Origin of the sequence: Streptomyces fragilis (assembly GCF_003112515.1) — a bacterium.
Taxonomy (GTDB): domain Bacteria; phylum Actinomycetota; class Actinomycetes; order Streptomycetales; family Streptomycetaceae; genus Streptomyces; species Streptomyces fragilis.
In genome coordinates this window covers 241,341-257,330 of record NZ_BEVZ01000001.1, presented here as the reverse complement: position 1 = coordinate 257,330, position 15,990 = coordinate 241,341, and the positions used below count along the sequence as shown (strand labels likewise).

At 74.8% G+C, this 15,990-nt stretch carries 13 protein-coding genes; 7 read left to right on the top strand and 6 right to left on the bottom strand.

The genetic code is table 11. From position 1 onward, the window contains the following. Positions 1-43: 43 nt before the first annotated feature. Entirely contained in the window at positions 44-919 is an 876-nt protein-coding gene (gene purU / locus Sfr03f_RS01105) for a formyltetrahydrofolate deformylase (RefSeq protein ID WP_108951745.1), read from the top strand. Positions 920-955: 36 nt separating this feature from the next. On the opposite strand, the gene Sfr03f_RS01100 is transcribed toward purU, so the two are convergent. Together Sfr03f_RS01100 and Sfr03f_RS01095 are read right to left on the bottom strand one after the other, a co-directional pair. Next, on the bottom strand, positions 956-2,311 hold the full coding sequence (locus tag Sfr03f_RS01100; RefSeq protein WP_245967327.1) for a zf-HC2 domain-containing protein: 1,356 nt from the start codon (positions 2,309-2,311) through the stop codon (positions 956-958). Further along, positions 2,308-2,877, bottom strand: coding sequence for a sigma-70 family RNA polymerase sigma factor (locus Sfr03f_RS01095; protein WP_108951935.1), 570 nt, complete (start codon positions 2,875-2,877; stop codon positions 2,308-2,310). The genes Sfr03f_RS01100 and Sfr03f_RS01095 overlap by 4 nt, the downstream gene beginning before the upstream one ends. A gap of 399 nt (positions 2,878-3,276) precedes the next feature. Here Sfr03f_RS01095 and Sfr03f_RS01090 point away from each other — a divergent pair, with 399 nt between their 5' ends. Beyond that, positions 3,277-3,651, top strand: a complete 375-nt coding sequence (locus tag Sfr03f_RS01090) for an STAS domain-containing protein (RefSeq protein WP_108951744.1) — start codon at positions 3,277-3,279, stop codon at positions 3,649-3,651. A gap of 437 nt (positions 3,652-4,088) precedes the next feature. Then, positions 4,089-4,577 carry an ATP-binding protein gene (locus tag Sfr03f_RS01085; RefSeq protein WP_170145015.1) on the top strand — a complete coding sequence of 163 codons (489 nt, stop codon included), beginning with the start codon at positions 4,089-4,091 and terminating at the stop codon, positions 4,575-4,577. Positions 4,578-4,909: 332 nt separating this feature from the next. Here the strand turns inward: Sfr03f_RS01085 and Sfr03f_RS01080 are convergent, their stop codons facing one another. After that, positions 4,910-5,929: a GlxA family transcriptional regulator gene (locus Sfr03f_RS01080; protein ID WP_108951742.1), complete on the bottom strand. Its 1,020-nt coding sequence runs from the start codon at positions 5,927-5,929 to the stop codon at positions 4,910-4,912. 242 nt (positions 5,930-6,171) lie between these two features. On the opposite strand from Sfr03f_RS01080, the gene Sfr03f_RS01075 reads away from it, so the two are divergent. Continuing rightward, positions 6,172-7,407, top strand: coding sequence for an MFS transporter (locus Sfr03f_RS01075; RefSeq protein ID WP_108951741.1), 1,236 nt, complete (start codon positions 6,172-6,174; stop codon positions 7,405-7,407). 68 nt (positions 7,408-7,475) lie between these two features. Here Sfr03f_RS01075 and Sfr03f_RS01070 read toward each other — a convergent pair whose 3' ends face one another. Together Sfr03f_RS01070 and Sfr03f_RS01065 are read right to left on the bottom strand one after the other, a co-directional pair. Then, the gene (locus tag Sfr03f_RS01070; RefSeq protein ID WP_108951740.1) at positions 7,476-8,660 is read right to left on the bottom strand and encodes a flavin-containing monooxygenase; all 1,185 of its coding nucleotides are present in this window, start codon (positions 8,658-8,660) and stop codon (positions 7,476-7,478) included. A gap of 209 nt (positions 8,661-8,869) precedes the next feature. Further along, positions 8,870-9,520: a TetR family transcriptional regulator gene (locus Sfr03f_RS01065; RefSeq protein ID WP_108951739.1), complete on the bottom strand. Its 651-nt coding sequence runs from the start codon at positions 9,518-9,520 to the stop codon at positions 8,870-8,872. Between the two features lie 166 nt (positions 9,521-9,686). Here Sfr03f_RS01065 and kbpA point away from each other — a divergent pair, with 166 nt between their 5' ends. The 3 genes from kbpA to Sfr03f_RS01050 all read left to right on the top strand — a co-directional run bounded on the left by kbpA (position 9,687) and on the right by Sfr03f_RS01050 (position 15,279). Then, positions 9,687-10,364 carry an AfsK-binding protein KbpA gene (kbpA, locus tag Sfr03f_RS01060; protein ID WP_108951738.1) on the top strand — a complete coding sequence of 226 codons (678 nt, stop codon included), beginning with the start codon at positions 9,687-9,689 and terminating at the stop codon, positions 10,362-10,364. A 305-nt stretch (positions 10,365-10,669) separates the two neighbouring features. After that, positions 10,670-13,063, top strand: coding sequence for a protein serine/threonine kinase AfsK (afsK, locus tag Sfr03f_RS01055; protein ID WP_108951737.1), 2,394 nt, complete (start codon positions 10,670-10,672; stop codon positions 13,061-13,063). A gap of 389 nt (positions 13,064-13,452) precedes the next feature. Next, the gene (locus tag Sfr03f_RS01050) at positions 13,453-15,279 is read left to right on the top strand and encodes a glycoside hydrolase family 3 protein (protein ID WP_108951736.1); all 1,827 of its coding nucleotides are present in this window, start codon (positions 13,453-13,455) and stop codon (positions 15,277-15,279) included. Between the two features lie 93 nt (positions 15,280-15,372). Here Sfr03f_RS01050 and Sfr03f_RS01045 read toward each other — a convergent pair whose 3' ends face one another. Continuing rightward, positions 15,373-15,963: a hypothetical protein gene (locus Sfr03f_RS01045; protein ID WP_170145007.1), complete on the bottom strand. Its 591-nt coding sequence runs from the start codon at positions 15,961-15,963 to the stop codon at positions 15,373-15,375. Positions 15,964-15,990 lie beyond the last annotated feature (27 nt).

The window sequence follows — 15,990 nt, the reverse complement described above, 5'->3', positions numbered from 1 at the left end:
CAAGGGCGGCGGGGGCGGGTGGCGATGTGCGATTCTGGCGGGCATGAGTGAACAGTCCGCCGCCGCCCCCATCGAGCAGTACGTCCTCACCCTCGCCTGCCCGGACAAGCAGGGCATCGTCCACGCCGTGTCGAGCTACCTCTTCATGACCGGCTGCAACATCGAGGACAGCCAGCAGTTCGGCGACCACGACACGGGACTGTTCTTCATGCGGGTCCACTTCTCGGCCCCCGCCCCGGTGAGCCTGGACAAGCTCCGCGCCAGCTTCGCGGCGATCGGCGACTCGTTCCACATGGAATGGCAGATCGGCCAGGCCGGCGAGAAGATGCGCGTGCTGCTGATGGTGAGCCGCTTCGGCCACTGCCTGAACGACCTGCTCTTCCGCGCCTCCACCGGCGCGCTCCCGGTGGAGGTCGTCGCGGTGGTGTCCAACCACACCGACTTCGCCGAGCTGGTGGGCTCCTACGACGTGCCCTTCCACCACATCCCGGTGACGCGCGACACCAAGGAGCAGGCCGAGGCCCGCCTGCTGGAGGTCGTCCGCGAGGAGGGCGTCGAACTCGTCGTCCTGGCCCGCTACATGCAGGTGCTCTCCGACGACCTGTGCAAGCAGCTCAGCGGGCGGATCATCAACATCCACCACTCCTTCCTGCCGAGCTTCAAGGGCGCCAAGCCGTACCACCAGGCGCACGCCCGCGGCGTGAAGCTGATCGGCGCCACCGCGCACTACGTGACCGCGGACCTCGACGAGGGGCCGATCATCGAGCAGGAGGTCGAGCGGGTCGGCCACGAGCTGACCCCCGAGCAGCTGGTCGCGGTCGGCCGTGACGTCGAGTGCCAGGCGCTGGCCCGTGCCGTGAAGTGGCACGCCGAGCGGCGGGTGCTGCTCAACGGCCGCCGCACGGTGGTCTTCTCCTGACGGACCCGGTCGGCGCCGGGAGGCGACGGCCGCCGGTCAGAGCCGGCTGAGCGAGGCCGCCGCGTGGAGCACGTCCTCGACGGCGGCCCGGTCGCCGCTCTGGCCCGCCGCCGCGTCCCGCGGCCTTATGTGGCCGGCCACCACCTGTGCGAACTCCTCGTCGTCCAGCACCACATGCGCGACGACGTGGTTCTCCGAGGGGAGCGCGGCGGGGGAGTCCAGCGGGATCAGCCACTCGCCGCCGCCCCGGCCCTCGACCTCCAGCATCAGGCTGCGCCCCGGACGGCCCGCGGAGACCAGATGGCGTGCGCCGGGAGAGGGCTGCGCGGCCCGGCCGGCCCGACGACGGGCGGCCAGCGCGTGCGGCAGCCGGCGGGCCGCCAGGTCGAGCAGCGCGTGCAGATGGCGCGGCGCGGGCGGCCGGTAGGGGTAGTTCACCGCGTCCGCGATGTCGCCGCCGTGCACCCAGCAGGCGAAGGCCCGCTCCAGCATGGCGTCCCGCAGCGGGATCTCGCACGGTCCGTACGTCACGGGCAGGCCGCCCGCGGTGCCGCCGGTGAACGAGGCGGTGCGCACCAGGTCGTGGCTCTGCGCCCGCCAGGGGTCGCGCACCTCACGGGTGGGCGGACGGTTCAGCGCCGCCCAGTAGGCCCGGGTGCGCGAGGTCGGCGTGCCGCTGCCGCCGGCCGGGGCGGGGCCCGGCAGCGCGGAGAGCGGGTCGGCGAGACCGAGGGCGACGGCGACCAGGCCGTCCACCGCCAGCAGATGGGCGATCACCTTGGCGACGGTGGCGCGGTGATGGCGCTCCTCGTCCTCCTCGATCCAGCGCAGCCGGACCGGGGCGTGCCACTCCGCCTCGTCGATGTCCTGCAGCAGCGCGTCCAGCCGGGCGGTCTCCGCGTCGTAGGGCGTCGCCCACTCGGGGACCGGGACGCGCGGCGGGCGCCGGTCGAGGCAGGCGTCCAGCACCCGGGTCCGCAGCAGCGGGTCCAGGTCCAGGCTCTCCGGCCGCTGCAGCAGAGGGACCGCGTCGCGCAGCGACCGGGCCTCGTCGGCGCAGCGGCGGCAGCCCGCCAGGTGGGCGTCGACCGCGGCCGTCTCGGCGGGCGTGCAGACCGCGAGGGCCCAGGCGCCCAGCATGGCCTTCAGTTCGGCGTGCGTGGCGGGCACCGCCGGCGGGCCCTCCTCGCGCGTCCCCGGGGTGCGGGAGGGCTCCGCGGAACCGGCGGCCGACGGCAGCCGTCCCCCGTGGGGCCGGTGGGAACGGGCACCGCGGACGGGACGGCGCCCGTTCCCGCGGTCCGGTCCGCCGGTGTCCTCGGCCCAGGGCCGCTCGCCGTCGGGCCGCTCGTCGTCGGGCCGGCCGCCGTACGCCTCCGCGTCCCGGTTCACGCCGCGCCTCCCGGGGTGCTCCCGGCGTCCGGCAGCGGCTCGGGCGTGGTGACCGCGTGGGCGGTGGCCAGCAGCTGCAGACCCAGCCGCATCCGGCGGCGGATCTCCACCTCGGTGACGCCGAGGTCGGCGGCGGCTCCCCGGTAGTCGCGGCGGTGGTGGTAGGCGAGGTTCAGCGCGGCCCGCAGCGAAGCGGGCATCGACGTCACGATGTAGTCGGCGCGGGCGGCGACGGCCGCCTCGCGGACCTTCTCCTGGAGCTCCTCGCGCGCTGCGGGGTCCGCGGGGTCGGCGCCGTCGCGCAGCAGCTCGGCGGCTCCCCGCGCGTGCAGCCGGCGCACCGCGAGGTCGCGGGTCAGCTCGGAGAGCCAGGTGCGCACCGGGCCCTGGCCCGGGTCGTAGGCCGAGGGGTTCTCCCAGACCCGGGCGAAGACCTCGCGGGTCACCGCGTCGGCGGCCCGCTCGTCGTCGAGCACCCGGTTGGCCAGGCCGTGGACCAGTGAGGCGTACCGGTCGTAGAGCTCACCGAGCGCCGCGGCCTCCCCGCGCTCGAGCCGCTGCCGCATCCTCCGCTCCGCGCGGACCGGTCCGTCCGTGGCGACCGCCACAGTCCCCTCCCTCCGGTTGCCCCCGTGCCCCGTCGCTTCCGCCCCGCTCCCGGCGGGTCCTCCCTGACGAATGTAATCGGCACCCGGTGCCGCGCACGGTCCTTTGCCGCAAACGCGCGCCCCGGAAGCGCTCCCACAGGACAAGGGTCGCGCGGCGCGGGCTCCGGTGGCGTCGGGTGTGCGTCTTGTCCCCTCACAACGACCGTAATTGATCGATGTGTGAGAATTTTCGATCGAATCGGCCCGTAAGTGGCCGGTCGATGTCTGGTTCTCCCGGTCCTGGCCTGGGTTTCATGGAGGTGTGGCGGGGGCAGGGGCGCTGCCACAGGACAGCCTCCGGCGAGTAAGGGGCATGATGTGGCGTTCACGGTGACCGGCACCGAGCACGACGGCTGGGTCGTGCTCCGGGTGTCCGGCGAGATGGACCTGATGACCTCGCCGGAGCTGCGCAGGCGGGTGCACGACGCGGTGGCCGCGGGGCACCGCAGCGTGGTCGTCGACCTCTCCGGCGTCTTCTTCTGCGACTCCAGCGGCGTCGGCGTGCTGATCGCCGCCCGGCGGCTGCTGCGTTCCTGCGGCGGCCGGCTGCGCCTGGTGCTCCCGGCCGCGGGCGCGGAGGACGGGTCGCACGTGAACCGGGTGCTGGGCGCGCTCGGGGTGCGGCGGCTCTTCGAGGTCTTCCCGGACGCGGACGCGGCGCTGGACGAGGACGTCCGCCCGATGTCGGCGTGAGCCGGCCGGGGACCGGGACACGCGAGTCTGCAACACGCCCGGCGCGCCGAACAGTTGAGAGCCGCCCCGGGACCGGTGTTCACCCGTGCGTGATCGGGAGGCGCACGTCACGCACCGTCGCGGCGGCGCGGTCACGGAGAGTTGACGTGGCGGGGAGCGGGGCCGGCTCGGCCGGCCGCCCGGAGCCGGCCCGCCCTCGGGTACCTTGGGCGAAATGCGAGAGATGCCAGGGCCCAACGGCCCTAGCACGAGGGCGCATCGCACGGCGTGAGTCGTCGCACAGTATGCCGCACGGGTACTCCTTCGCGCTGGAATATGCCCGAAGCGCTTGTTGGCGTGACTCAGTGTCAACCATGCTGTGCTTCAAGGGAGTCACGGACCGTGACTCCGTGTCGTGTCCACCGGTTCGGATGGTGTGAGCGGTGCAGGTGCTTCAAGTGCAGTTGGAGATCCGGCCCGACCCCGCGGAAGTGGGGAGAGCCCGGAGATGGGCCCGGTCGCGGCTCGCGGGGTCCGGCATGGACGCCGACGAGTCGCTGGCGGAGACGGTGATCCTGCTCGTGTCGGAGCTGGTGACCAACGCGGTGGTGCACACGGGCTGTCCCGCGGTGCTGCGGCTGGTGCTGCCGGCCGAGGACCCGGGCGAGGTCCCGGCCGGTGCGATGCCGCCGGTCCGCCTGGAGGTCGCCGACGCGGACTGCCGGGCACCGGTGCCGCGATGTTCCGACGAGGACGAGACGGGTGGCCGCGGCCTCGCGCTGGTCGACGGCCTGGCCGACCGCTGGGGCTGGACCCGGGAGGGCGCCGGCAAGCGGATCTGGTGCGAACTCGACCGCGGCGTCCAGGCCGGCACGGGCGGTGCGGCGGCGGTCGCGTACGGCACGGGCATCGCGGCGTGCGGGGGCCTGGCCTACGAGGCGGTCTGACCGCGGCCTGAGCGCCTGCCCGGCGTTCCCCTCGACTCCGAGGCCGTCCGCACCCGAGGTCCTCGCGCGGCCCCGAGGCGTGCGCCCCCGGGTCCCTGCGCGGTCCCGAGGCGGGACGACCCACCGAACCCGCGCCGCGCTGCCTCCTGCCCGTGGTGTTCCGGGCCGGGCCTTCCGCGCGTGCGGCGTGCTGCCCGAGCCTTCCGCCGCCTCCCCCCCTTCTTCTCTCCTCCCCTTTCTCCCCGTCCTCTCTTTCCCGCCTCCCTCTTTCCTCGTCCTTCCGGTCTCGCTGATCGGGGTGCGAAACGTTGTCCACAGGGTGTGGACAGGAGTCAGCGGGTCTCGTGGAACGTGCGGCGGTAGGTCGTCGGGGCGACGCCGAGGACGGCGCGCACGTGCTGCCGCAGGGACTGAACGCTGCCGAACCCCGCGTCCCGGGCGATGCGCTCCACCGGCAGGTCGGTGGTCTCCAGCAGGTGCCGTGCCCGCTCCACCCGTTGCAGGGTCAGCCACTCCCCGGGGCTCACCCCCGTCTCCTCGCGGAACCGCCGGGTGAAGGTCCGCACCGACAGCGATTCGCGTTCCGCCAGGTCCCGCAGCCGTAGCGGCTCGTGCAGCCGCTCCAGGGCCCAGGCCCGCGCCCGCGCCGTCCCCGCCGCCCGTGCCTCCGGCACCGGACGCCGCACGTACTGCGCCTGCCCGCCGTCGCGGTGCGGCGGCACCACCGTGGCCCGGGCGACCTCCGCGGCCACCGCCGCCCCGTGGTCCCGGCGCAGCAGGTGCAGGCAGAGGTCGATGCCGGCCGCCACTCCCGCCGAGGTCAGCACGTCGCCGTCGTCGACGAAGAGGACGTCCGGGTCCACCCGGACCTGGGGGAAGAGCCGTTGGAAGTGCTCGGCGCTCGCCCAGTGGGTGGTGGCCGGGCGCCCGTCCAGCACCCCGGCCGCGGCCAGCACGTAGGCGCCCGTGCAGATGGACACCAGCCGGGTGCCGGGGCGGATCACGGCGAACGCCGCCGCCAGTTCGTCGGTGAGCACCCCCTGCTCGTGCGGCGTGCCCCGCTCGTGGGACGCCGGCACCACCACGGTGTCCGCCCGGGCCAGCGCCTCCGGGCCGTGCTCGACCCGCACCGCGAAGTCGGCGTCGGTGCGGACCTCGCCCGGCGGTCCGGCCGAGCAGGTCGTCACCTCGTACAGCCGGCGGCCGTCCGCGCCCCGGGCGCGGCCGAAGATGCGGTGCGGTATGCCCAGCTCGAAGGGGATCAGCCCGTCCCGCACCAGTACGGCCACCCGGTGCGGCCCGCGGTCCCGCCCCGGGCCCCGCTCCGTCCCGCCTGCGCCCTGCTCCGTCATGCCGGGAGCGTAGCGCCGGACGGGCGGCCGCGTGGCCCGATCCTGTCGGGTGGTGTCCCTCGGGCCACTCGTCCCGGACGGGGCGGAGAACGGATGCTGTCCCGGTGACACGGACCGAACCCGCCTCGCCCGCCCCCGCCCTCCTCGCGCCACCGCCCACGAAGGTCCCGCGTGGTCCGGGTGATCCGCGTGGTCCGCGTGGTCGGCGTGACCCGCAGGACCCGCGAGGCGCGCGGGCCTGGATGCCGCACCGCGCCTGGCTGGTGGTGGCGGTCGCCTTCGTGACGATCATCGGCGCCGCGGCCTTCCGCACCCTGCCGGGGCTGGTCACCGACCCGCTGGCCGAGGACTTCGGGTGGTCGCGCGGCACGATCGGCGCGGCCGTCTCCGTCAACCTCGTGCTCAACGGCCTGATCGCACCGTTCTCCGCCGCGCTGATGGACCGCTTCGGCATCCGCCGGGTGGTGACCGGCGCGCTCGGCCTGATCGCGGTGGGCGTCGGCGCGGGCGTGGTCATGCGGGAGGCGTGGCAGCTCCTGCTGCTGTGGGGCGTGTTCGTGGGACTGGGCACCGGTGCGCTGGCCACCGGGTTCGCCGCCACCGTCACCAACCGGTGGTTCGCCGAGCGCCGCGGCCTGGTCTCCGGCATCCTCACGGCGGCCGGCGCGTCGGGGCAGCTGGTGTTCCTGCCGGTGCTGTCCTGGCTGGTCGTCGCCCACGGCTGGCGGCCGGCCACCGCCACGGTGGCGCTGGCCGCGCTCGCCGTGGTGCCGCTCGCCTGGCTGCTGATGCGGGACCACCCGGCCGACGTGGGGCTGCCGCTCCTCGGCGCCACCGAGGTGACCCCGCCGCCGCCCCCGGTCCCCGGGGTGGCCCGGCGCGCGCTGACGGTGCTGTCGCGGGCGGTGCGCACCGGCACGTTCTGGCTGCTCGCCGGGTCCTTCGCGATCTGCGGGGCCTCCACCAACGGGCTGATCCAGACCCACTTCGTGCCCGCCGCGCACGACCATCCGCACCACATGCCGGTCACCGCGGCGGCCTCGCTGCTGGCGGTCATCGGGGTCTTCGACGTGGTCGGCACGATCGCCTCCGGCTGGCTCACGGACCGGTTCGACTCGCGTCGGCTGCTCGCCGTGTACTACGCGCTGCGCGGCGTCTCGCTGCTGTTCCTGCCGATGCTGCTGGCGCCGACGGTGCATCCGCCGATGCTCTTCTTCATCGTCTTCTACGGGCTGGACTGGGTGGCGACGGTGCCGCCGACGATCGCGCTGTGCCGGGAGCACTTCGGGGAGGACGGGCCGATCGTCTTCGGGTGGGTGCTGGCGTCCCACCAGGCCGGGGCGGCCGCGGTGGCCTTCCTCGGCGGCGTCGCGCGGGACGTCTTCGGCACCTACGACGTGGTCTTCCACGCCTCCGGCGCGTTGTGCGCGGCCGCGGCCCTCATGGTCCTCGTCATCCGCCGCCGCCGAGCCCTCTGACCCCCGCGGCACGGGGATGCGCGCGGCGGGGCGGGCCCGGGGACGGCCGACGGCCCGCGGGCGGGAGGTCAGTGCGTGGCGGCGCGGGACACGGCGCGGGCCAGGCGTTCCGCGTCGCGGGAGAGTTCGCGGAGCGTGCCGCTGATCGGCGTGGTGAAGCCGGTGAAGAAGAGACCCGGCGCGTTCCGCGGGGACCGCGGACCGTGGGCCGTGGGGAGCCCCCGCGCGTCGAGGACGTCGAGGTGGCCGAGCAGTCCCTCCAGCCCCCGGTGGTACCCGGTCGCCGCGACCACCACCTCGGGCGTGATCCGCGACCCGTCCGCCAGCAGGACCTCCGCCCCGTCGAACCCGTCGACCGCCGCGACGACCTCGACCCGCCCCCGGCGGACCGCGTCGATCAGCCCGGCGTCCTGCACGGGGATCGCGCCCTGCCGCACCCGGGAGTACAGGCCGGTGTCCGGACGCGGCAGGCCCTGCGCCGACAGGTCGGGAACGCTGAGCTTCGCCATCGCCCGGGCCAGCCGGTCCACCACCGGCACCGGCAGCCGCCGCACCAGGATCGCGGTGTTCTGCGCGGGCCACCCCGCGGTGGAGCGGCGCACGATGTGCGGCGCCGTCCGCACCGCCAGCCGCACCCGTGCCGCGCCGCCCTCGACGAGGTCGACGGCGAGCTCCGCGCCGGTGTTGCCGACGCCGACGACCAGGACGTCACGCCCGGCGAAGGCGGTGCCGGAGCGGTAGTCCGAGGCGTGCAGGAACGTGCCCGTGAAGCCGTCCAGGCCGGGCCAGGCCGGGACGCGCGGGGTGTGGTTGTAGCCGGTCGCCACGACGACGGCGCTGCCGGTGAGCCGCCGCCCGCCGGTGGCGTGCAGGATCCAGGCGCCGCCCCCGTCACCGTCCTCGGCACGCTCCAGGCGGGTCACCTCGACGCCGGTGACGACCTCGAGGCCGTGGTGCTCGACGTACTTCTCCAGGTAGCGCACCACGTCGTCGCGGGCCGGCCACCGGCCGAAGGAACGCGGCATCGGCAGTCCGGGCAGCGAGGACCGCTTGCGGGTGGTGTGCAGCCGGAGCCGGTCGTAGTGGCGGCGCCAGGAGTCGCCCACCCGGGGCGCCTTCTCCAGCACCACGGCGCGGATCCCGCGGGCCCGCAGGGCCTGGGCGGCTGCCAGGCCTCCGGGTCCGCCTCCGATGACGTAGACGGGGTGCTGGGCACGGGACCGGGAGTCCTGAGGGACAGGCTTTTCGAGCATGATGCCGAAATCATATTCACGGCATCACTCGATTGGTCTCATTCAAGATCGGAATTGATTCCGAATTGGTCACGCTCAAGGGTGAATTGTGAACGAGGGTGGAAGAGCGGCGAGGGTGGCCGGTGAAAACCGGTCGGATGACAGGACGTGGGCGGACGAGCGCGCAGGACGGGCGCGACGGCCGCGGAGGCGGGCCCGAAGGCCCGGGACTACTTCGTGGGCTTCTTCCCGGTGACCCCGAGGTGCACGATCTGGGCCAGGCTCGGCCGCAGCTCCGCGGCCTTGTAGCCCCAGCCCTGGTGGCCGCCCTTCTGGTGGGAGGCCGCCGCGGAGAGCATGGCGACCAGCGAGGCGGCCGTCGCCGCCGGGCTCACGTCCTGGTCGACCTTGCCCTTGGAGCGCAGGCCGTCGATCGCCTCCGTCAACCCCTTGTGCAGGGTCCCCAGGATGCGCACACGCAGCTTGGAGAACCGTTTGTCCCCCTCGGCCGCCGCCAGGTCGACGACCCGCAGGATCGCGTCGTTGGCCCGCCAGAAGTCCATGAACCCGTCGACCAGTTCCTGGGCGGTCTGCCACCCCGCGCGCCCCGTCCAGGACCGTCCCTCCAGCAGGCCGCCCAGCCCCGCGCCGCCCGCCGCCAGGTCCTCGGCGATCTCCAGGACGGCGCTCTCGACGTCGGGGAAGTACTGGTAGAAGGTCGCGGGCGAGGTGCCGGCCCGGCGGGCCACGTCGATCACCTTGACGTCGCGGTAGGGGGCGGAACCGAGCATTTCTCCGAGGCAGTCCAGCAGCTTCTGCCGCGTCGCCTGTCCTCGCCGACCAGCCACGCGGCCGTCGACCGTGCGTACGTGTCCTGTCATGTCGTCAGCTTATCGACGGGGGATTCGCGCGCTATTCGGCAGACTGCAAATGGGGTGCGCGTGCTCTGCGTGACCGTTCCCCTACCGCTAACTTGACGCCATGGCCGAAAATGGGGCATCCGTGAATACGGAGGGCGGCGAAGCCGCCGAAGGCGTTCCCTGCTGGGTGGACGCCTCGCTTCCCGACGTGGAGGCGGGCAAGCGTTTCTACGGGGAACTGTTCGGGTGGAGTTTCGACGCGGTGGGCCCGCGCGGGGTGGAGGGCGGACCGCCCGGCGCCGCCTGGGCGCACCGTGAGGGCGAGCCGGTGGCCTCGCTGCTCCCCAAGCGGGACGGCCGGATGCCGACGGTGTGGACGGTCCACCTGGCCACCCGTGACGCGACGGCGGTGGCCCGGCGGATCACCGAGGAGGGCGGCCAGATGATCAGCGCCCCGGCGCCGGTGGGCCGGCTGGGGCGCCAGGCGCTGGCGGCCGGCCCCGAGGGGGCCGTCTTCGGGCTCTGGGAGCCTGCCCTGCACGAGGGCTTCGGCCGCCGCCGCCCGGCCCGCGGCGCCTTCGCCGGGGCGGTGCTCCACACCCGTGACCCGGAGGGCGCCCGGCCGTTCTGGCAGAACGTGTTCGGCGGCCTGCGGGACGGCATCGCCCCCCTGGCGGGCGTTTTTCCGGAAGTCATGCCGTCGCACTTTCTGGTGCATTTCTCGGTGGACGACCTGGAGGGCGCGCTCGGCGCCGTCTACCGCCTCGGCGGCAGGGTGCAGGCGCAGCCCTTCACCACCGACCGCGGTGCGGTGGCGGTGGTGACGGACAACCAGAACGCCTCGTTCGCACTCCTGGAGAGCTGACGCGGCGTCGGCCGCGGAAAGAAGGGAGCGGGCGGCGGGTACGGCGCTGAGCAGCGGGAAGGCGGCGAAGGGCCGTGGCGGGCGGCTCGGGGCCCCGGAACGGGTCCCGGCCGGGGTCTGGACCCGGGCCGCCGTGCGCGGTACCCAGGGGCGGGCGACGTCCGGTTCGCCCCCGGGTTCGCGCGGCGGCGCTCGGGCAGGGAAGAATCGGGGTGCGTGCCGCCACGGCGGTGCGGTGGTGAGACGCTGCACGGGGTCGCGTACACACGAAGGCGACGCGGCTCTCACGGGGAAGTGGCAGGCAAGTGGTGGATCAGCTGACACAGACCGATCCGCGCCGGATCGGTCCGTTCGAGGTGCTCGGACGTCTGGGGGCCGGCGGCATGGGCCTGGTCTATCTCGCGCGCTCGGCGTCCGGGCGCCGGGTGGCGATCAAGACCGTGCGGACGGAGCTCGCCGAGGACCAGCTGTTCCGCGTCCGCTTCACGCGTGAGGTGGAGGCGGCCCGCGCCGTCTCCGGTTTCTACACCGCCGCCGTCGTCGACGCCGATCCGCGCGCCGCGGTGCCGTGGCTGGCCACCGCGTACGTGCCGGCGCCCTCGCTCGAGGAGATAGTGAACGAGTGCGGCCCGCTGCCCGTGCAGGCGGTCCGCTGGCTGGCCGCCGGCGTCGCCGAGGCGCTGCAGTCGATCCACGGCGCCGGTCTGGTGCACCGCGACCTCAAGCCGTCCAACGTCCTGGTGGTCGAGGACGGCCCGCGGGTCATCGACTTCGGCATCGCCTCCGGCGTCTCCTCCACCCGGCTGACCATGACCAACGTCGCCGTGGGCACCCCCGCCTACATGTCGCCGGAGCAGGCCAAGGACTCCCGCAGCGTCACCGGCGCCAGCGACGTCTTCTCCCTGGGCTCCACCCTGGTCTTCGCCGCCACCGGCCACCCGCCGTTCCACGGCGCCAACCCGGTGGAGACGGTCTTCATGCTGCTGCGTGAGGAGCCCGACATGGAAGGGCTGCCCGACGAGCTGCGGCCCCTGATCGACGCCTGCATGAAGATGGACGCCTCGGCCCGCCCCAGCCCGGCCGACCTCCAGGCGCAGCTGGCCCCGCACCTGTTCGGGGCCGGCTCCGACGACAGCGGCACCGCCTCGGCGTGGCTGCCGGAGCGCGCCGTCCACCTCATCGAGCAGCGCCGCAACGGCGGCCGGACCACCACCTTCCCCGCGCAGCAGCCCGGCCGGAACCCCCTCCCGGTGCCGCCGCGGCCCGCGCACGACCCGGCGCCGCCGCCGCCGCAGCAGCACGGTCCCGGCCCCGGCGGCCCCCTCCCGCACCCGTCGGTGCCCGCCTCGCGGCCCGACCCCGGGCCGGTGCTGCTGCCGGGCGCCCGGGTGCCGATCGGGCCCGGACCGGTGGTCGCCGAGGTGCGCGCCGCGGCCGGCGCCCGGGCGCCGCTGCCGGAGTCCGGCCTCGCCGCCTCCTGGTCCCGGCCCCAGCAGGGCGCCGCGCCGGTGCCCCAGCAGCAGGTCGGCCGGCCCGGCCCGGCCGGCGAGGAGCAGCCGGACGGCCGGGGCGGCTGGCGGCCTTGGCGCTTCCGGATGTCCAACGACGTCTGGGGCACCCCCGAGGTGGCCGACGACCTCGTCTACGTCACCTCCTTCGAGGTGCACGCCCTGGACGTGCAGACCGGCCGCCGCCGCTTCAAGACCCGCGACGTCGCCTGGTCCATGAAGGTCGCCGACGGGCGCATCCACGCCTCCGACGGCCCGACCCTGTTCGCCCTGGACGCCCGCGACGGCTCCGACCTGTGGCGGCTGTCCGCCGACGCCTGGGTGTACTCGCTGCAGGCCGAGCGCGGCTACGTGCTCACCGGCACGCGCGGCGGCGGCGTCCAGGCGTGGGAGGCGGCCACCGGGCGCAGGCTGTGGCAGCTGAACGGCGCGCAGACGGACTTCGAGACCCCCGAGGCCGGACCGGCGCTGCACGACGGCACCGCCTACGTCTGGCAGGACGCCCGGCTGCGCGCCCTGGACATGCGCACCGGCGAGGAGCGGTGGTCGTACCCGATCGGCGACGCGGCCTCCTGCGGGGGCGTCCCGGTACGGCTGAGCCACGCCTCCGACGGGTGCGTGTACGTGTCCGCCGGCACCCGCGTGCTGGCGATCAACGCGGCCGGCGGCCACGTGCACTGGCACTTCGAGGCGCCGGCGGTCTTCCTCGGGCCGCCCGCCTTCGTGCCCGGCGCCGCCGTGACGGGCGGCGGGGTGTACCTCGCCGACTACCTCGGCACGGTGTACGCGCTGGACGCGGCGGACGGCCGGGACCGGTGGCGGATCGCCACCGAGGCGCGGTCCTCGGTGGAGCCGGTGCTGGTCGCCGCCGGGCACATCCACGTGGCCAGCGGCAAGGGCCTCTACACGCTGGACGCGGTCACCGGCACGCCCAAGTGGCGCTTCCAGGCGGGCGGGGACATCGTGGGCGCGCCGGTGGTCGCCGAGGGCCGGATCCACTTCGGGTCCACCGACCACCTGCTGTACACGCTCAAGGCCGACGACGGCCGGCTGCGGTGGAAGCTCGCCACGGGAGGGGAGATCACCGGGTCGCCGGTGGTCCGCGGGGGCGTCGTGTACGCGTGCAGCAAGGACCGTTGCGTCTATGCCCTGGACGCGGAGAAGGGCACCGGCACGGCCCGCCCGGCCTGACCCCCCGGGCGGCCCCCGGGCGAGCCCGGCCCGCCCCCGGGCGTCCCCGCCCAGTTCCCCGGGGCTCCCGGCTGCCCGCGCCCCCGGGTTCCTCCGTTGCGCGCGCCCGCCCAGTTCCCCAGGGCTCCCGGCCGCCCGCGCTCCCGGGTGCCTCTGCCGCGCGCCCGCCCAGCTGTCGGCCCCGCGGCCGCCCGGTTCCCTCGGCTCGCGAGGCCCCCCGCTCGGGGTGTCGGCCCCCGCGGCGGAGGCGGCGGTACCGGCTTGTCTAGACCTTTTTTGTCTAGACCTCTTGCCCGGGCCGGACCCGAAGGCTACGTTTCCCGCTGTCCGGAGTACCTCACGTTTCCTTCGACTCCCTTGCCCCGCAAGGCTGGAAGGAGCACGTCCGCATGCAGGACCGGAGCCTGACCCGACGAACCGTCCTCGCCTCCGCGACCGCGACCGCCGCGACCGCGGCGGGCCTCGTGGGCGCGACGGCCACCCCCGCGGCCGCGCACCGGCGCGGCGACCGCATCGAGAAGATCATCTCCGCGATGAGCGTCGAGGCGAAGATCGGCCAGCTCTTCGTGCCGTACTTCTACGGCACGTCGGCGACCTCTCCCAGCCCTCTCGACCAGGAGCGCAACCTCGCGGAACTCGGCGTCCGCACCGTCGCCGAGCTCATCGCCAAGTACCAGGTCGGCGGAGTCATCTGCTTCTCCGGCTGGGCGAACAACATCCAGGACCCCGCCCAGGTGGCGGAGCTGACCAACGGGGTGCAGCGGGCCTCGCTCGCCCTGCCCACCCCCGTCCCGTCCCTGATCTCCATCGACCAGGAGCACGGGGCCAACGTCCGCATCGGGAACGGCGCCACCCAGCTCCCGGGCGCGATGGCCCTCGGCGCGGGCCGCTCGCTCTCCGACGCCCGCACCGCCGGGTACATCTCGGGCGCCGAACTCGCCGCCCTGGGCATCCACCAGAACTTCGCCCCGGTCGCCGACGTCAACGTCAACCCGGCCAACCCCATCATCAACGTCCGCTCCTTCGGCGCCGACGCCCGCGAGGTCGGCCGCATGGTGGCGGCCCAGGTGGCCGGCTACCGGCGGGCCGGCGTCGTCGCCTGCGCCAAGCACTTCCCCGGCCACGGGGACACCGGCGAGGACAGCCACACCGGACTGCCCGTGATCACCCACAGCCGCGAGGAGTGGGAGCGCGTCGACGCCCCGCCCTTCCGGGCCGCGATCGCGGCCGGCGTCGACTCGATCATGACCGCGCACCTCCAGGTCCCCGCGCTCGACCCCAGCAACGACCCGGCCACCCTGTCGCCGGCGATCCTCCAGGGCGTGCTGCGCGGCGAACTCGGCTTCGAGGGCGTCATCGTCACCGACGCGCTCAACATGCGCGGCGTCCGCACCAAGTACGGCGACGACCGCGTGCCCGTCCTCGCCCTCAAGGCCGGCGCCGACCAGCTGCTGTTCCCGCCGGACATCGACGTCGCCTACAACGGCGTCCTGGCCGCCGTGCGCGCGGGGGAGATCACCGAGGAGCGGCTCGAGGAGTCGGTCCGGCGCATCCTGCGGCTCAAGGACAAGGCCGGCCTGCTCGGCGGCAGCCCCTACGTCTCGCCGAAGGAGGTCGACCGGGTCGTCGGCGCCCGCGCGCACCGGCGCGCCGCCGCCCGGATCGCCGAGCGCACCACCACCCTGCTGGTCAACGACGACGGGGCGCTCCCGCTGCGCCGGACGCAGAAGAAGCTGCTGGTGGTCGGCGCGAGCCCGGCCTTCCCGACCGACGCCACCCGCACCACGGTGCCCGAGCTGGCCAAGGCCTTCGAGGAACTGGGCTACGGCACCACCCAGCTGGCCACCGGCCGGACGCCCGACGCCGCGAAGATCGACGAGGCGGTGGCCGCGGCACGGGGACGGGACGCGGTGGTGGTCACCACCGACAACGTCGGCGCCACCAGCGCCCAGCGCACCCTGGTGGCCCGGCTGCTCGCGACGGGGGTGCCCGTCGTCCACCTCGCGGTGCGCAACCCCTACGACATCGCCCACCTCGGCGACGTCCCGGCGTCCCTGGCCTCCTACTGCTGGACGGAGACCGAACTGCGCGCCGCCGCGCGGGTGATCGCCGGCCGGGTCGCGCCGCGCGGCAGACTGCCCGTGCCCGTCCAGCGGGCCGACGATCCGGCCGCGGTGCTCTTCCCCCTGGGGCACGGCCTGTCGTACGACGACTGACGCCACCACCCCCCGCACGGCTTCGGCCCCGGTCCCCTCCACGAGCGGGGACCGGGGCCGAAGTCCGTCACGGGACGCCGAGCCGGGACGCCGTCACGGGACGACGACCACCGGGGTGCCGGTGGAGGCGAACTCCCACAGGGCCGTGCCGTCCTCCACCTTCATGCGGACGCCGGCCGTCTGCTTGCCGTCGGCGGGGGCGGGCGAGGCGCCGTCCTCCGCGTGCGAGAAGGCGAAGTTCACGCCACCGGAGAAGGCGAAGTACACGACGTGCTCGATGGCCACCCCGTCGGAGCCGGTGGTGGCCGCGGTGCGGGTGCCCGCCTGGTACTCCCCGGGCTCCGGGTCGAGCGTGCCGGGCCACACCGTGAAGCTGCGCAGCGCCTTGTCGCCGGCGTCGACCAGCCACACCCGGTCGGCCTCCAGGCCGTACACGAGCCGCCGTCCGGTCCCGGACTCCGGCGGCACCGACGTCGCGGCGGTCTCCGCTCCGTCCTCACCGCCCTCGGAGAGGGACTTCTTCGGCCGGGGCGTCTCGGAGGCCGAGGCCACCGGGCTCCGGTCGTCCAGGGCGGCGGGCTTGGGCCCCGAGCCGGCCTGCACGGCCAGTCCGATGACCACCACGATCGCCGCGCTGGTCAGGCCGGTCACCCAGGCCCAGGTGGGAAGCCCTCGAGCAGCCACGTGCACGCATCTCCTCAGCAACGGGCC

What these genes read in the sequence shown, in the direction of transcription:
- purU (WP_108951745.1), top strand. Translation starts at nt 44, where the DNA reads ATGAGTGAACAGTCCGCCGCCGCCCCCATCGAGCAGTACGTCCTCACC.
- Sfr03f_RS01095 (WP_108951935.1), bottom strand. Translation starts at nt 2,877, where the DNA reads ATGCGGCAGCGGCTCGAGCGCGGGGAGGCCGCGGCGCTCGGTGAGCTC.
- Sfr03f_RS01080 (WP_108951742.1), bottom strand. Translation starts at nt 5,929, where the DNA reads ATGACGGAGCAGGGCGCAGGCGGGACGGAGCGGGGCCCGGGGCGGGAC.
- Sfr03f_RS01075 (WP_108951741.1), top strand. Translation starts at nt 6,172, where the DNA reads ATGCCGCACCGCGCCTGGCTGGTGGTGGCGGTCGCCTTCGTGACGATC.
- Sfr03f_RS01070 (WP_108951740.1), bottom strand. Translation starts at nt 8,660, where the DNA reads ATGCTCGAAAAGCCTGTCCCTCAGGACTCCCGGTCCCGTGCCCAGCAC.
- Sfr03f_RS01065 (WP_108951739.1), bottom strand. Translation starts at nt 9,520, where the DNA reads ATGACAGGACACGTACGCACGGTCGACGGCCGCGTGGCTGGTCGGCGA.
- Sfr03f_RS01050 (WP_108951736.1), top strand. Translation starts at nt 13,453, where the DNA reads ATGCAGGACCGGAGCCTGACCCGACGAACCGTCCTCGCCTCCGCGACC.